This is a genomic window from Streptomyces sp. NPDC093544 (assembly GCF_040683495.1).
Classification (GTDB): domain Bacteria; phylum Actinomycetota; class Actinomycetes; order Streptomycetales; family Streptomycetaceae; genus Streptomyces.
Genome location: NZ_JBFBEA010000029.1, coordinates 81,193 through 96,595 on the forward strand (window position 1 = coordinate 81,193; position 15,403 = coordinate 96,595).

Genomic DNA, 15,403 nt, shown 5'->3' on the forward strand with positions numbered 1-15,403 from the left:
TTCCCGCTCCCGCCAGGATCGCGCCCGATGACCGCCGGCATCGACACTCCGGACCGCCGAGGTCGCACCGGACTCGACCAGATCGGCCGCGACCTTACCGGCAACCCCCGGATCAAGATCCGGGATGTGACACTCCTGTCCAGCCACTGGTACGTGGAGCGCACCACGACCTTCGACTTCCAGCACGCCGACGGCACCTGGAGCACCCAGGAGCGCGAGACACACGACCGCGGCAACGGGGCCACCCTCCTGCTGTACGACACCGAGCGCGGAACGGTGCTGCTGACCAGGCAGTTCCGCTACCCCGTGTACCTCAACGGTCACCCCGACGGGATGCTGGTCGAGACACCGGGCGGCCTGCTCGACGAGGACGACGAGCAGCCCGAGGTCGCCGTACGCCGCGAGGTCATCGAGGAGACCGGGCACACCGTCGGAGCGGTCCACCATGTCTTCGACGTCTACATGAGCCCGGGCTCGGTCACCGAGCGGGTCAGTTTCTACGCCGCCTCCTACGGCCCCTCGACCCGTACCCACGAAGGCGGAGGGCTGGACGAGGAGGGCGAGGACATCGAGATCGTCGAACTGCCCTTCGGCCGGGCCCTGGAGATGATCCGCAGCGGCGAGATCGCCGACGCGAAGACCATCATGCTGCTGCAGTGGGCGGCTCTGGAGGGCCCGTTCAAGGGTTCCGTGTGGTGACACGAAGCCTGGCGCAGTTGGAGGAAAACCTGGCCGCCGTGGGGCTTGAACTGACGGCGGATCAGCGGGTCCGACCGGACGCTGTCCACTGACGGGCGGGACCCGGCCTACCTGTCGTCGTCGTTCGGGGACCGGCGTGTGGTGAGGAGGAGGGCGATGTCGTCGGGGCGCTCGGTGGCCTGCCGTGCCTCCGCGGTGAGCAGGTCGGCCGCGGCGGACACGGAAGGGCCGCCCGCCCGGCCGCGCCGCATGGCCGCCCTGGCCAGGTTCGCGCGAAGGGTTTCGACGCCCTCGTCTATGTCGGTGCCGGGTCGCTCGACCAGACCGTCCGTGTAGAGGGCCAGGACGGCACCGGGCTCCAGCAGCAGGTCGGTCACCGGATAGCGGGCGTGCGGATCCACCCCGAGTACCACCCCGCCGGGCAGGTCCAGGATCTCCGTACGGCCGTCGGGGTGGCGCAGCAGGGGCTGCGGATGCCCGGCCCGGGCGGCCCGCGCGATGCCCGTGACCGGGTCCAGGCGGACGTAGCAGCAACTGGCGAACTGGCCGGGGTCGAGGTCGATGAGCAGCCTGTTGGTGCCGCTCATCACCTCGTCCGGGGACCGGTCACTGAGCGCGAACGCCCGTACCGCACTGCGAAGTTGGCCCATGGTGGCCGCGGCCTGGACACCGTGCCCCTGGACGTCGCCGATGACCAGGGCCAGCCCGTCGCCCGCCTCCACGACGTCGTACCAGTCGCCGCCCACGTCCATGCCGAGGGTGCCGGGCAGATACCGCCCGGCGGTGGTCACCAGGGGGTGCGCGGAGAGGCGGTGCGGGAGCAGGGCCTCCTGGAGACCGCGGGCGAGGGCGGCCTCGTTGTCGTAGCGCCGGGCCCGCTCCAGGGCCTGGGCGATCAGCCCGGCGAGCGCCGTCAGAACCGTACGCTCCTCGGCGCTGAAGGCACGGGCACGGTCGAAACCGAGGATGCAGGAGCCGACCGGGCGCCCCGAGGCGATCAGTGGCAGGAAGGCCCGGGATCCCTCCTCGGCGTCCAGTGCGATGCCGGGATAGGCCGCCTCGAGCTGCTGCATGGACTCGTAGAAGAGTGGCCGGCCAGTGGTGAGCGTTTCGACGCCCGGCAGCCGGGTGTCGAGGCCCACGCCGTCGAAGGGGGCGAGGAACCCCTCGGGGAAGCCGGTCTCCCAGGCCAGGTACAGGCGCCGGTCCTGGAGCAGATAGATGGCGAGCCGACGGCCGCCGAACGCGGGCAGCAGCTCCCGCATCACCACCTCGGACACCTGGCGTGCCGTCACCGCCTCGGTCAGCGCGATGGCGAGGACGATGGGCCGGTACAGCGACGCCGTCGCGGGGGCGCCGTCCGTCGGCTCGTCGACGTCGGCCCAGCGGCCCGTCGTCTCGAACGGGTCGCCCTCCGCGGCGTCCGCCACCCGCCCCATGGGCACGAGCTTGCACGTCAGGCTGCCCGGCCCCGCGTAGATGGACATCGTGAGCCACTCACCGCCGTGCCGCCCCGGTGTCTGCCCCTGACCGTTCCCGCGCGGGCGTCTGACCTGGAAGTGCACCGGATCCGGCGACAGCAAAGCGCCGCGCACATGATCCTCGTACGACGGCCGGTTCAGCCAGGGCACGGCCTCCCACAGCGGCCGCCCCAGCAGCTCCGTGCGAGGCCGTCCGAGCAGTTCGGCGGCGCGCGGGTTGGTGTAGGTGATCATCCCGAGCCGGTCGAGTGCGAACACTCCCTCGGGGAGGAGATCCGCCGCCCGGTCAGCGGTCAGGCCCGGGCCCGGATCGATGACCGTGCCACTCACCCGGTACGGCGGTCCGGGCGCCGTGGCCGAGGTGCCCAGAGCCAGCAGACGCAGCTCGGCGTCCGCGGTGCGTACCGGCACCGGCTGAGCGGGCGGGCGGCCGGCGGCCGTCTCCCGTAGGGCGGTCAGCATCAGGCGCGGATCCTCGTGGGACAGGGCGTCGGCCAGTGCCTCCGGCGTGCCGGCGAAGCCACCGGGTGTGGTGCCGAGCAGCGCGTCGTCCGCGATGACCGTGCCGTCGCGCGGATCCCAGGTGAATCCTCCGACACAGCGTACGGAAGGACCGTCGGAGGGCGCCTGGACACACAGGGGCTCGTCGTCCCAGACGACGACTCCGGGCCCGTCCTTGTCCAGCGCCGCCAGAGCGGCACCCAGCTCCTCCGCCACCGTCGTCATCCGGTCACGGTCGGGCAGCACCTCGGTGGCGTCCGAGGCCGACGGACGCAGCACCGTCAGGACGCCGAAGGATGTCGACGCGCCCACGACGGGGACGTACAGGGAACCGAACGGGAACGGCAGCCCGGCCGCCAGCTGCGGGTAGCGGCGCATCGTCTCCGTGGCATCGGTGAGAAGCACCTCCTCGCCGAGCCTATGGACGTCCGCGACCGGGAACGGCAGGTCCACATGCATCCGCCACCAGGAGCGGAACAGCTGACCCGGCAGGCCCGCGAGTACGGCCATCCTCAGCAGTCCGGGCGTGCTCGAACGCAGATAGATGCCTCCCGCGAAGCCGCGGGCCGCCTGTACGGCGTCCGCCACGGCCCCGGTGAGCAAGGTGGGCAGGCTTTCCAGCGCCTGGACCTCGTGCTCGGCGCTCCCAGTCATCGGTCTGCCCTCGTCCGCCCGCCGCCAGGGAGGTATCACAGCAAGAATGCGCCTGACAGGCCCCTGACCGCACCTCGACGCCCACCGGAGCACGGGTCGCGCCGGTCGCTTTCGGCCGTGGCGATCTGCTGTGCCCAGCGCGAAGATACCCGGTTCACAGGATTTCAGGAGCCGCTCGACAGTGAGTGATTCAGGAATCGGGCCCGGCGGAGAGTGTCTCGGGGGTGAGCGTCTCGGCGGCGACGGCCGCCACGGCCTCGGCCACCGCGGCGAGCGCGGGAAAGTCGAGCTTCCACTGCTGCCAGAACAGCGGAACGTCGACCCCCCGGTTCGGCGCGATGTTCACCAACTCTCCGGTGCGCAGCAGTGGTTCGGCCTGCACCTCGGGCACCATGCCCCAGCCCATTCCGGCGGCGACGGCGGCGACGAACCCCTCCGAGGTGGGCACGAAGTGCCGCAGCGCGCTCGCACCCAGGCCGCCCCGCAGGCCGCGGACGAAGTCGTCCTGGAAGTCGTCGATCCGGTCGAAGGCCACCACCGGAGCGTCCGCGACCAGGTCAGGCAGGGACGCGTCCGTCCCGGCGCCGAACCAACGCTCGGCGAAGCCCGGGCTCGCCGTCGGCACGTACCGCATGCGGCCGAGGGCGCGGACGGAGCAGCCCGGCACGGGATCGGGCGACGACGTCACCGCCGCCATCACCACGCCCTCGCGCAGCAGCGCGGCCGTGTGGTCCTCGTCCTCCCGGCGCAGCTCGAAGCAGAGCCGCAGCTCCTGCGGCACACGGGTGAGGGCCGGCAGGAACCAGGTCGCCAGCGAGTCGGCGTTCACCGCGATCGACAGCCGCGTCGGCTCCCCGGAGCCGGTCATGCCCAGCTCGGCATGCGCGTCGCGCTCCAGTCGGGCCAGCTGGCGCGCGAAACGCACCACGACCTCGCCGGACTCGGTCGGGCGCACCGGCTTCGTACGCATCAGCAGCACCCGGCCCGTGCGCTGCTCCAGCGCCTTGACGCGCTGGCTGACCGCCGACGGCGTCACATGGAGCGCACCGGCCGCCGCGTCGAAGGTGCCCTCGTCGACGACCGCGAGGAGCGTACGGACCTGATCGAAAGGGAGTTCTGTCATCACGAGCGCTAATGATACGTAAGAATCTTTAGCTGTACTCTTGACAGTCATCTTTCTAGCGTCGGTGTCATGACAGACGCGCTGGCCGCCGCGGCCGCCGGATTCGGTACCGGACTTTCCCTCATCGTCGCCATCGGCGCCCAGAACGCCTTCGTCCTGCGCCAGGGCATCCGCCGCGACGCCGTACTCGCCGTGGTGGGCATCTGCGCACTGTCCGACGCGGCGCTCATAGCCCTGGGCGTCGGTGGTGTCGGCGCGGTGGTCGTGGCCTGGCCCGCGGCGCTCACCGTGGTCGCTCTGATCGGTGGCGCGTTCCTGCTCGTCTACGGCTTCCTGGCGGCCCTCCGGGTACTGCGCCCCTCGGCTCTGGAGGCGGCGGCCGTGCCGGCGGGCTCGCGCCGCCGCGTCCTGCTCACCTGCCTGGCGCTGACCTGGCTCAACCCGCACGTCTACCTCGACACCGTGTTCCTGCTCGGCTCCATCGCGGCCGACCGCGGCCCGTTGCGCTGGACCTTCGGGCTGGGGGCGGTCCTGGCGAGCGTGTGCTGGTTCGCCGCGCTGGGCTTCGGCGCCCGGCTGCTCGGCCGCTTCCTGGCCCGGCCGTCGGCCTGGCGCGTACTGGACGGCCTGGTCGCCACGACGATGGTCGCCATGGGCGCGGTGCTGATCGCGGGAGCCTGACGCTCGTACGCCTGGCATGGGCACGCGAGTGTGAACCCCGCCGACACACCCGGACCCCGCTCGGCGATAGTGATCCCTGCAGGCAAAAAGATGTAGCGAGCAACCAGGACGAGTGTGGACACGAGCAAGAGCGATACGGACAGCGACTCCGCGACGGACGACGAGACACCGGAACCGGTGCCGGCGAACAGCCGCGGATGGCGCCGCTGGGCGATGGACACCACGCCGTTGCGGCGCCCGGCGTTTCGCAGGCTGTGGTCCTCGACCATCGTCACAGCCGTCGGCAGTCAGCTCACCGCGGTCGCCGTGCCCAAGCAGATCTACGACATCACCGGCTCCTCGGCATGGGTCGGCTATGCGAGCATCGCCGGCCTGTTGCCCCTCGTGGTCTTCGCCCTGTGGGGCGGTGCGATCGCCGACAGCATGGACCGGCGCAAGCTGCTCCTCATCACCAACACCGGCATGGCCGTCACGTCGGTGCTCTTCTGGATACAGGCCGCCGCCGGACTCGACTCGGTTCTCGTCCTGATGGTGCTGCTCGCCCTCCAGCAGGCGTTCTTCGGCCTGAACTCCCCGGCCCGCCAAGCCTCCATCGCCCGGCTGGTCCCCAAGGACGAACTGCCCGCGGCGAACGCGCTCGGCTCGACCGTCATGCAGACAGGTCTGGTCGCCGGACCGCTGCTGGCCGGCGCCCTCATTCCGGTCATCGGCCTGGCCGAGCTGTATCTGATCGACGCCGTGGCCCTGTGCGTCACCGTGTGGGCGGTCGTACGGCTTCCCGCGCTGCCACCTCTGACGCAGGCGGCGTCCAAGCGGGCCGGATGGAGCGAGGTCGCCGCGGGATTCCGCTACATCGCGCTGCACAAAGTGCTGCTGCTGTCCTTCCTCGCCGACATCATCGCGATGGTCTTCGGCATGCCCCGCGCCCTGTTCCCGCAACTCGCCTCCCAGACGTACGCGCCCTACGGCGAGGGGCTCGCGCTGGGTCTCCTCTTCGCGGCGATCCCCATCGGCGCGGTGCTCGGCGGCCTGGCGTCGGGCACGTTCTCCCGGATCCCGAGGCACGGCCTCATGGTCATCGTCGCGGTGGTGGCCTGGGGAGCCGCCATCACGGGGTTCGGGCTGAGCACCAGCCTGTGGGTGGCGGTGGCCTTCCTCGCCGCGGCCGGAGTCGCCGACATGGTCTCCATGGTCTTCCGCGGTGCGATCCTGCTCTCCGCCGCCACGGACGAGATGCGCGGCCGCATGCAGGGCGTGTTCACGGTCGTCGTCGCGGGCGGCCCCCGTCTCGCCGACGTCCTGCACGGAACCGCCGGCGCGGTTTTCGGGGCCCGCGCCGCGGTCGTGGGCGGCGGCCTGCTGGTGATCGCCGCCACGCTGGTCCTGGCCACCGCCACACCGGCTCTGAGGCGTTACACGATCTGAGGGGCGGAGCGGCCCCCGTCGGTCATAGAGTGACCCGCATGGGGGAAACACGACCTACCTCGGAATTCCACGCGCCGAACGTCACCGCCGAGAGCGTTGGCCGGCTGGTGGCGGCCCTGGACGCCCAGGACACCAACGACGGCGTACGACGGCTGCGCGCGTGGGCGCACACCGCGGTCGCCGCGCGCCCCGGAGAGCGGGCGATCGACATCGGCTCGGGCACCGGATCGCAGACCCAGGCACTGGCGGCCGCCGTCGCTCCACACGGTGAGGTGCTCGGCATCGAGCCGAACAGCGGGCTGCGTATGGTGGCCGATCAGCGTGCGGTGGCGGCCGGCAGCCAGGCCCGCTTCGTGGACGGCGACGCGCTCGTTCTGCACCTGCCCGACTCCTCGGTCGACATCGTGTGGTGCGAGCGGGTACTCCAGCACCTCCTGGAGCCCGAGAAGGCGGTCGCCGAGATCGCGCGGGTGCTGCGCCCCGGCGGTCGTGTCGCCCTCCTCGACACCGACTGGGCGACCACGATCCTGCACCCCGGCGACCCCGAGATTGTCGCGGCGATCACCTCCGGCGCGCTGTCCGCGGCGGCCGACCCCTACTCCGGGCGCAAAGTGGTCGGCCGACTGACGGCGGCCGGGCTGGTGATCGACGACCGAGGATCGCAGGCGCTTCTCCAGGACCACACATCTGTGGCCTGGCCGCTGATCCGCATGCTGGGCGAGTCCGCCGTACGCCGTGAACTGATCACCGAGGAACAGCGCGACCGCCTGTACGCCGACGTCACGGAGGCCGCCGAGCAGGGGGCGCTGCACATGTCGGTGACGATGTTCGGAGCGGTCGCGCACCGCCCGTAGAAGAGATGCCTTGCACCGCCCGTAGGAGAGGTGCCGTGCACCGTCCGTAGGAGAGATAGCGCATCGGGCGGATAAGAGCGTTTGACGGAATATAATTGTTTCGCCGTCGCCGAACGGAGTACTCAGCGGGTTTTTCCCTGGTATTGGGGGTACTCGAGCAAAATGAACACGGCGAGCTATGAAGTAATCGCAGCGAGCGGGGCACTGAAAGCGGGCGCTGCCTTCATCGGGGGGCTCATCATCGTGGCGGGCCTCATCTGGGCGGTCCGGATGGGCATCAGGGTGCGGAGCCAGGAGTCGCGGCCGCCCACCGCGGAAGAACAGCCCACTCTTCCCGCTTCCGGAGCGACGCACGAACTCCGGGAGAGGCGGGAACCCGACGAGGTACCGCGCGCCGCGGACGAGAGCGAGCGGCTGAAGCCGACCCAGATGCACGCCTCGGGGAGCAAACACGCCGATGACCAGAGCCGACGGCGCTGGGGAAGCGGCTCCGGTCGTGACACTGGCGGCAGCGGCCCAGGTACGACGTAACCGGCGCGCGGCGCGTCCCACCCGGGCGGCACGACATCCCCTCGGCGCCGCCTTTCGTGTGTCCTAGGGGAAGTCGGCCGCCGAGTCCTCGGGAGCCACGTCGGAGCGAAGCCGGAGCCACGACGGCTGCCGCAACAGACCGGCTCTCGTACGAGTGCTGTAGCGGACCTCGCCGACGAGCCGCGGCGCGACCCAGTGCGCCGCGGCCACCGGCGGGACGTCGTCGAAGGGGCAACTGTCGGTCTCGGCGGCACGCAACAGCTCGGCGAGTTCCGCTCGCTCGGCCTCGCTCCAGCCGGTGCCCACACTCCCGGCGTAGCGCAGCCGTCCCGCTTCACGCTGGCCCACGAGTAGGGCGCCCGGCAGCCCCGACAGCCGTCCCCTGCCGGGGACCCAGCCGCCGACGATGACGTCCACGGTCCGTACATTGCGGATCTTGATCCAGGCGCGCGAACGCACCCCGGGCTCGTACACGGAGTCCAGCCGTTTGCACACCAGCCCCTCCAGACCACTCTCACGCGTCGCCCGCAACGCCAGCTCCCCATGGCCGACGAGCGCCGACGGCGTCGACCAGAAAGGGCCGCCGAGAGCGAGCTCCTCCAGCTCCCGCCGCCGCCGGACGTAGGGGAGTGAGGTCACGTCGCCCCGCAGATGCATGACGTCGAACAGGACGAGATGCGCGGGTGTTTCCGCCGCACGGCGGGCGGCCTTGGCCGGCGACCGGGCCAGCCCCATGCGGGACTGCAGGAGCTGGAAGTCACCTCGCCCCTGCTCGTCCAGGACCAGGACCTCACCGTCCAGAATCGCGGGGGCCGGGCCGAGGGCGCCGCCCAGCGCACCGAATTCCGGGTACGCGGCCGTGATGTCCTCGCCCGACCGCGCGCGCAGCACGACGCTGCCGTCCCCGGGCAGATAGATCACCGCCCGCTGGCCGTCGTGCTTGGTCTCGTACGCCCATCGTGTGTCCTGCCCGGCGGGCGGCAGGGCGCCGGGTGTGGCGAGCATGGGAGCGATCCGCGGCAGTCTCACAGGTGTGTTGTCGACAGGCCTCCGGTGGCCCACTCACCCTGGCCCGCTCTTTCGCCTGAACGGCGTCGCCCCGTGAACCCGGGACACGGACACCTGACCGTCCTCCGCCGCAGCTCAGCGCGCCGAACCCCGAACCGGTCGACGGGGCACGGCAGGCGTTCCGTCCGCCGCCGCGCACGGGGAGGTTGCGGCCTCGGTCGAGGAGGAGCGAACAGGTCCCACTCGCCCTTGTTGCTCAGGCGCCACCCGGACGACTGATTTGCCCGCCCCCGGGCCCGCCAGTTCGGCGATCATCGGACTTCGTCGAACCCGTACACCGTGCCCACCGGCGTGGTGATCGCACCCTGTTTCGCGAGGTTCGCCAGGCGGTCCCACGCAGCGGTCTCCGTGTCCGGGTCGTCATGGGGCGTGGCCAGCACGCCGACCGCCGTGTAGTTCCGCAGCAGCATGTCCATCGAGTCGAGAGGAACGGGCGCGCCGCTCGCAACGCCGATCATGGCGATACGACCGTTGCGGGCGATGCTCTTCAACGCCGTGGCCGCCGTGTCACCGCCCACCGGGTCATAGATCACGTCCACGCCACATCCGCCCGTGATCTCATCGATCCGCGTCGTCACATCGTCCGTGCGGTAGTTCACGACGTGATCTGCTCCGTACCGCGTGCAGAACTCCAGCTTCTCCTGACTTCCCGCGACCGCGATCACCGTGGCGCCGACCGCCTTGCCGAGTTGCAGGGCGCTGGCACCGCTGCTGCCCGCAGCGCCCAGAACAAGCAGGGTCTGTCCGGCCTCCACCGGAGCGCGCTCAACGAGGCCCGCGTACGCCGTGCGGAACCCGATGGGAAAGCCGCCGGCCTCTTCATCCGTCATGTCGGCCGGAATGCGGATGGCCGACTCCTCACGCACATACGCGTACTCTGCGTACCCGCCCCGCCCCTCCAGGAACGCGGTGATGCCCGTCACCTGGTCGCCGACCGCGAACCGAGAGTTCGGCGGCACGGCGACGACCTCCCCCGCCGCTTCCTCCCCGAGGCCGAAGGGAGGTGCGCCGAGCAGCGGGAAATGGCCTGCCGTCATCATCACGTCGGGGAACCCGGCACCCGCGGTCCGTACTCGGATCAGCGCCTGCCCGGACGGTGGCTCACCCCAGGTCATCTCCTGGAGCTCGACCGCTTCCTTCGGCTCGCCGAACCTCAGCACACGCCACGCACGACCAGAGAACATCACGGACCTCGCGATGCAGTTGGTGACGATCTTCAAGACGAGATACTGCACGACGAGCTTCACTACCGGTGGGAACTCAGATGCCCAGCGCCTGGGACATCAGGGTCTGGAGGTGCAGCCCGCGATGGACATCGAACTCGCCCGACTTTCCCGTGCGTACGGCGGTCGCGAACTCCTGGCGCAGCACGGGCCAGCTCTCCTCGTGGTCGAGTTCGGCGCCGTCGTACACGAGCTCGGGATGCGGACCGAACAACTCGATCCGTGTGATGCCCTGCTCGACATTGACCGACCCCGACAGCGACGCCTGGCTCACCGCTCCGCTCGCGTGTTCGCAGGTGAGCTCGATCCAACGGCGTGGGTCTCCGGTGCCGCGCACCCGCACGATGGGCCCCATGGCAGCGTCCAGCAGATCGAGAACGTGCGGCCCGAGGTCAAGGAGCGCGCCGTGTTCCAGACGCCAAGGGGTCGCGAACTCGCCGCCCAGGAAGGCGCCGGTCACCATGCATGCACGTGCTCCCACGGCGTCGACGCTCTGTGCGGCTGCCAGGAACCGCCGGGTGGTCGGGTTGTAACGGCTCGTCAGAACGAGCTGGGAGACGACGCCTGCCGCGTCGACGGCATCGACGAGACGTTGCGCCGAAGGCAGATCCAGCGCGAGCGGCTTCTCCAGGAGCAGTGCCTTGCCCGCCTCGGCAGCGCGGATGGCGAGTTCCGCCTGAACGGAGGGCGGAACCGCGAAGGCGACCGCTTCACAGTTGTCGAGCAGGTCCTCGAAGCGGGCGGCGACCTCGGCTCCGTAGGGTGCGGCTGTCTCACGGGCCGCCTCGGGGCGGCGTGCCCACACCGAGGTCAGCTGGGTCTCGGGCCCGGCGGCAAGCACACGCGCGTGTACGGCACGCGCCCATGGCCCGGCGCCGACGAGCCCGACCTTGACTGGTGAATGGTTCCAGGGAATCGAGGCGCCGGTCACGAGAAGTCTCCTTTGTGGTGTGAGCGCACCAACTTCACCACGTTGGCTGCGGCTTCGACCAGGAGGGTGTCGTTGAGTGGACCGGCCCCGCCCCGTGTCCCGTCAGGAGCCGGACGGCCCGCCGTTTCACCGAAGCTCTGCGTGCGCATCCTTCACGAGTGCGAGGGCGCGATCCTCATGGCGGCCGAACTCCAGGACTGCTGGTGCTTCGCCATCGCTCACCTGCGCTTCGACTCCAGAACTGTCGTTCTGCCCGCCGAAACCGGCGTCGCGTGCTCGTACCGCCGCTGTGGCGCGGTCGTGCACCTCCAGTTTCGCGAAGATCCGCGAGACATAGTTGCGCACTGTCTTTTCGGCCAGGAAAAGCCGCCGTGCGATCTGCTGGTTGCCCAGGCCGCCTGCGAGCAGTTCAAGTATTTCCAGCTCTCGGCTGGTCAGATCGGAGAACCCCGTCAGCTCCGGCAGGCTCGGCATGGTGGAGAAGTATCTGCTGAACCGGGCGGCTATCGACGGACTGAAAGCAGCGCCTCCCTTGGCCACTATCCGAATGGAATGAAGCAGTTCCTCGGACGACCCGACCCGCGCGAGATAGCCGTTGACGCCGATGCGCAAGGCGGCGACGATCACGTCGTCGTCATCGTTCTGCGACACGACGATCATTTTGGGCCGGGACTTCTCGTGGCGGTATTTCGAGAAGATCTGCTGGACGTTCTCGCAGATGGTTCTTTTCGAGGGCGGCTCGCCAATGATGATGACGTGGGGCTGTAACTCGGTTTTTTCGAGACATCGTATGCCGTGTGCGCCATCCACCGCACGACCGATCAGGCTAACGTTGTCATCCTGATCGATAATCGCCTCCAGCCCGGCAAGAGTGACCGTGTCTTCGCTGAGAATGAACAGGTTGATTTCAGAGCAAGAATTCGGTTGCACAATTCTCCTTCTGGTCGTCATTCATCTGCGGGGGAGAGGAAGGGTGGATGGGCACGATTGGTGCCGAGTATGCGTAGGTGGTTGAGGGGAACGCAAGTACGCCTCTTAAGCGAAGTGTGCTGTTCCACTTCATGGGCGACTTTCGGCCGATACACAGGAAATCCGCAGGGAATCCCCAGGAATTTGAAGGCTGCCTCGACCTCATCGACGCACAGTCGTGGCCCGGCGCACGGCGGAGCGGTTCACGGCGGAGTCGGTGGGTACGCGACCGCGCGCGTGCACCCGTCCGGTCACCGCCGGCCCACGAACGCGTTGGACGTACGGCGAAGGGAACGAATACTTTCAAGGCATGGTCGATATCCCGCGTCGGCGCCTGATCATGCTCGATGTGCCGGCCGCACTCGGGTTCGCGCTGCTCCCGCAGTTGGCGCCGCTGCGGCCGTACATCAGCGGCGAGGTGAACAACACCACCGTGTGGCTGCTGGCGTTGAGCACCGCGCTGCCGCTCGTCGTCCGGCGGCTCTGGCCCGTGCCGGTCTTCGTGTTCGTCCTGACCATCGCCTGCGTGTCCCTGCCGTTCGGTCTCGCACCGACCTCGTTCCTGGCCGCCGCCTACGCCCTGTACCTGGTCGCCGTGACGCGGAAGCGGCCAACAGGACGGTCAGCGGTCTTCGTTGGCGGGGTGAGCGCGGCGGGCGCCGCCGGACTGACGATGACGGGCGCTCAGGGCTATCAGGGCGGGACCCAGGCGGTGCAGGTCGTGCTCGGCCTGCTGGTCCTGGGCGCCACCTGGGCGGCGGGGTCGGCCGTCAGGGAGCGGCGCGAGAGCATGCGGCGCGTCATCGAGCAGACGGCCGAGCGGGCGAAAGTCGAAGAACGCCTCCGCATCGCCCGTGACATCCACGACGTCGTCACGCACAGCGTGGGCCTGATCGCAGTCAAGGCAGGTATCGCCAACCACGTGGTCGACACTCACCCCAAGGAGGCGCAGGAAGCCCTGGCGGTGATCGAGGACGTCAGCCGCAGGGCGCTGCGCGACATGCGGGCCACCCTCAAGGTGCTGCGCCGGGACCAGGAGGGGGCCCAGGACCTCCGGCCGGTTCTCGGACTGTCGGACCTGCCCTCCCTGGTACGGACCGCCGAGGCGGCGGGCGTGCACGTCGACCTGCGGTCCAGCGGCACCGAGGAACCTCCGGACGGTGTCGCGCTGTCCGCGTTCCGGATCGTCCAGGAGGCCCTGACCAACGTCATCAAGCACGCGGCACCGACCCGATGTCGGGTGCAACTCGTCGCGGAGCATGGCGAGTTGACGATCGACGTCGCCGACGAGGGCCCCGCATCCGCCGGGCGGCCGACCGTGCCCGGCGGCGGACTTGGCCTCGTCGGGATGCGGGAGCGGGCCGCCGCGCACGGCGGCACCATCACCGCCGGACCGCGGGCGGGCGGCGGTTTCCGGGTCGCGGCGACACTGCCGTACTGAGCCGGACTCATCCGCAGGTATGGCTTCGGCCCGCGAAGGACGTCCGGTACTCCCGCCCCGGGACCGATGCGGTGGGCGGGACGCCCGGCGAGACTCAGCGTGTGATTGACGTCCTGAATTTGACGAAGCGGTACGGGGAGAACACCGTCGTGGGTGGCCTCACCTTCACGGTGCGGGCAGGTGCCGTCACCGGATTTCTCGGCCCCAACGGAGCCGGGAAATCGACCACGATGCGGATGATGCTCGGCCTGACCCGTCCCGACGAAGGCTCCGCGCGGATCGGCGGGCACGCCTATCACGAACTGCGCTACCCCGCCCGGCACGTCGGCGCCCAGCTGGAGACATCGGCTCCGCATCGCAGCCTGACCGCCGCTCACCACCTTCTGTGGCTGGCGCAGAGCAACCGGATCGCCCGGCAACGGGTCGGAGAGGTCCTTGAGATGGTCGGCCTGACGGGCGCTGCCCGGCGGCAGGTCGGCACGTTCTCCCTCGGTATGGGCCAGCGGCTCGGTCTGGCCGCGGCGCTGCTCGGCGACCCGCCCGTCCTGGTGCTCGACGAGCCGGTCAACGGCCTCGACGCGGAGGGAATCCGGTGGCTGCGCGAACTGCTGCGCGCGATGGCCGCCGAGGGCCGGACCGTTCTCGTCTCCAGCCACCTGATGGCCGAGATGTCCGTGGTCGCGGACCATCTGATCGTCATCGACCACGGGCAACTCCTCGCGGACACCAGCATGTCGGACTTCATCCAACGCCACGGAAGGACGTACGTACGCGTGCGAACAGCGGAACCCGGTCTGCTCGGCAGGGAACTGGAACGGAAGGGAGCCTCGCTGACACTCGCGCCGGACGGCAGCCTGGAGGTCGGCGGGATGCCGGCGGCCGAGATCAACCGGCTGGCCGCGGCGGGCGGGATCCCGCTCGACGAACTGAGCACCCACACGGGGTCACTCGAGGACGTCTTCCTCGGACTCGTCGGCAAGGGAGGAAGGAACACCCGTGTCTGAGACGGTCGCGGCCATCCACGCCGAGTTCACCAAGCTGCGCTGTGTCCGCAGTACGTTCGTCGCGCTGCTGTTGTTCGTCCCCATCAGCATCCTCATCGGCGCCCTGGGCGGCTGGTCCGCGAGGTCCGCGCTCGAATCGGACAACCCCGGGCTCCGGTCCGACTTCACCCCCCAGCAGGCCGGTCTGGACGGCATCCTCTACGGCCAGCTCGCGCTGATCGTTTTCGGTGTGCTCATCGTCACCAGCGAGTACGGGTCGGGCATGATGCGTGTATCGCTGCTCGCCGTACCCCGCCGCGGCCGGCTCTACGCGGCGAAGATGGCCGTCACCGCTGCCGCCGCCGCGTGCGTCGCGATCCCGGTCACCGTCGTCAGCTATCTGGCCACCCAACTCGCCCTGGGATCCCACGGCGTCTCGATCAGCGCGTCCGGGGTGCCCCGCGCCCTGGCCGGCGCGGTGGTCTACCTGACGCTGATGTCCCTGTTCGCGGCGAGTACGGCCGCGATGGCCCGCAGCGCCATCGTTCCGCTGGCCGTTCTGCTGCCGATGGTGCTCGCCGGGACCCAGATCCTGTCCGTCATCGGAGCCACGAAAGAGGTGGCACGGTACTTCCCCGACCGGGTCGGCATGGAGATGCTCACCGTCAACTCGCCCGACGCGTACACCGGATTCGCCGTGCTGGTCGGGTGGACCGTGGCGGCGCTTGCCTGTGGCTACCTCCGGCACCGTCGCTGGGACGCGTGACGGGACTCGGTTGAGGCTCCTGCCCCATGCCCGTGGGACAGGCCGCGCCGTAACTTCCCAGACAGATCACGGA

14 protein-coding genes are annotated in these 15,403 nt (G+C 69.9%); 8 read left to right on the plus strand and 6 right to left on the minus strand.

The genetic code is table 11. The features are described from left to right. Positions 1-27: 27 nt before the first annotated feature. A complete protein-coding gene (locus tag AB0N66_RS34675) occupies positions 28-699 on the plus strand; it encodes an NUDIX domain-containing protein (RefSeq protein ID WP_365442529.1) in 672 nt (223 codons plus the stop codon). Between the two features lie 107 nt (positions 700-806). Here the strand turns inward: AB0N66_RS34675 and AB0N66_RS34680 are convergent, their stop codons facing one another. Beyond that, the gene (locus AB0N66_RS34680; protein ID WP_365442531.1) at positions 807-3,335 is read right to left on the minus strand and encodes a SpoIIE family protein phosphatase; all 2,529 of its coding nucleotides are present in this window, start codon (positions 3,333-3,335) and stop codon (positions 807-809) included. 190 nt (positions 3,336-3,525) lie between these two features. Continuing rightward, positions 3,526-4,461: a LysR family transcriptional regulator ArgP gene (locus AB0N66_RS34685; protein WP_365442533.1), complete on the minus strand. Its 936-nt coding sequence runs from the start codon at positions 4,459-4,461 to the stop codon at positions 3,526-3,528. A gap of 66 nt (positions 4,462-4,527) precedes the next feature. Here AB0N66_RS34685 and AB0N66_RS34690 point away from each other — a divergent pair, with 66 nt between their 5' ends. The 4 genes from AB0N66_RS34690 (at position 4,528) to AB0N66_RS34705 (ending at position 7,949) form a co-directional block, all read left to right on the plus strand. Continuing rightward, positions 4,528-5,139, plus strand: coding sequence for a LysE/ArgO family amino acid transporter (locus AB0N66_RS34690; protein WP_365442535.1), 612 nt, complete (start codon positions 4,528-4,530; stop codon positions 5,137-5,139). Between the two features lie 114 nt (positions 5,140-5,253). After that, the gene (locus AB0N66_RS34695) at positions 5,254-6,564 is read left to right on the plus strand and encodes an MFS transporter (RefSeq protein ID WP_365442537.1); all 1,311 of its coding nucleotides are present in this window, start codon (positions 5,254-5,256) and stop codon (positions 6,562-6,564) included. Positions 6,565-6,602: 38 nt separating this feature from the next. Next, the gene (locus tag AB0N66_RS34700; protein WP_365442539.1) at positions 6,603-7,418 is read left to right on the plus strand and encodes a methyltransferase domain-containing protein; all 816 of its coding nucleotides are present in this window, start codon (positions 6,603-6,605) and stop codon (positions 7,416-7,418) included. A gap of 162 nt (positions 7,419-7,580) precedes the next feature. Next, entirely contained in the window at positions 7,581-7,949 is a 369-nt protein-coding gene (locus tag AB0N66_RS34705) for a DUF6479 family protein (protein WP_365442541.1), read from the plus strand. A gap of 63 nt (positions 7,950-8,012) precedes the next feature. Here AB0N66_RS34705 and ligD read toward each other — a convergent pair whose 3' ends face one another. From ligD to AB0N66_RS34725, 4 genes are all read right to left on the minus strand, one after another. Beyond that, a complete protein-coding gene (gene ligD, locus AB0N66_RS34710; protein WP_365442543.1) occupies positions 8,013-8,954 on the minus strand; it encodes a non-homologous end-joining DNA ligase in 942 nt (313 codons plus the stop codon). A gap of 314 nt (positions 8,955-9,268) precedes the next feature. Beyond that, a complete protein-coding gene (locus AB0N66_RS34715; RefSeq protein WP_365442545.1) occupies positions 9,269-10,252 on the minus strand; it encodes an NADPH:quinone oxidoreductase family protein in 984 nt (327 codons plus the stop codon). 25 nt (positions 10,253-10,277) lie between these two features. Then, positions 10,278-11,171, minus strand: coding sequence for a Gfo/Idh/MocA family oxidoreductase (locus AB0N66_RS34720; RefSeq protein WP_365442547.1), 894 nt, complete (start codon positions 11,169-11,171; stop codon positions 10,278-10,280). A 126-nt stretch (positions 11,172-11,297) separates the two neighbouring features. After that, a complete protein-coding gene (locus AB0N66_RS34725) occupies positions 11,298-12,101 on the minus strand; it encodes a response regulator transcription factor (RefSeq protein WP_365442549.1) in 804 nt (267 codons plus the stop codon). Positions 12,102-12,450: 349 nt separating this feature from the next. On the opposite strand from AB0N66_RS34725, the gene AB0N66_RS34730 reads away from it, so the two are divergent. The 3 genes from AB0N66_RS34730 to AB0N66_RS34740 all read left to right on the plus strand — a co-directional run bounded on the left by AB0N66_RS34730 (position 12,451) and on the right by AB0N66_RS34740 (position 15,330). After that, positions 12,451-13,581, plus strand: coding sequence for a histidine kinase (locus tag AB0N66_RS34730; protein WP_365442551.1), 1,131 nt, complete (start codon positions 12,451-12,453; stop codon positions 13,579-13,581). A gap of 101 nt (positions 13,582-13,682) precedes the next feature. Then, complete coding sequence (locus AB0N66_RS34735; RefSeq protein ID WP_365442553.1) at positions 13,683-14,585, plus strand: ABC transporter ATP-binding protein; 903 nt, start codon at positions 13,683-13,685, stop codon at positions 14,583-14,585. Continuing rightward, positions 14,578-15,330: an ABC transporter permease gene (locus AB0N66_RS34740; RefSeq protein ID WP_365442555.1), complete on the plus strand. Its 753-nt coding sequence runs from the start codon at positions 14,578-14,580 to the stop codon at positions 15,328-15,330. Before AB0N66_RS34735 ends, AB0N66_RS34740 begins: the two co-directional genes overlap by 8 nt. Positions 15,331-15,403 lie beyond the last annotated feature (73 nt).

Bases quoted from the DNA above. Each gene is read 5' to 3' on its own strand.
- AB0N66_RS34675 (WP_365442529.1), top strand. From the start codon at position 28: ATGACCGCCGGCATCGACACTCCGGACCGCCGAGGTCGCACCGGACTC.
- AB0N66_RS34680 (WP_365442531.1), bottom strand. From the start codon at position 3,335: ATGACTGGGAGCGCCGAGCACGAGGTCCAGGCGCTGGAAAGCCTGCCC.
- AB0N66_RS34690 (WP_365442535.1), top strand. From the start codon at position 4,528: ATGACAGACGCGCTGGCCGCCGCGGCCGCCGGATTCGGTACCGGACTT.
- AB0N66_RS34700 (WP_365442539.1), top strand. From the start codon at position 6,603: ATGGGGGAAACACGACCTACCTCGGAATTCCACGCGCCGAACGTCACC.
- AB0N66_RS34705 (WP_365442541.1), top strand. From the start codon at position 7,581: ATGAACACGGCGAGCTATGAAGTAATCGCAGCGAGCGGGGCACTGAAA.
- ligD (WP_365442543.1), bottom strand. From the start codon at position 8,954: ATGCTCGCCACACCCGGCGCCCTGCCGCCCGCCGGGCAGGACACACGA.
- AB0N66_RS34730 (WP_365442551.1), top strand. From the start codon at position 12,451: ATGGTCGATATCCCGCGTCGGCGCCTGATCATGCTCGATGTGCCGGCC.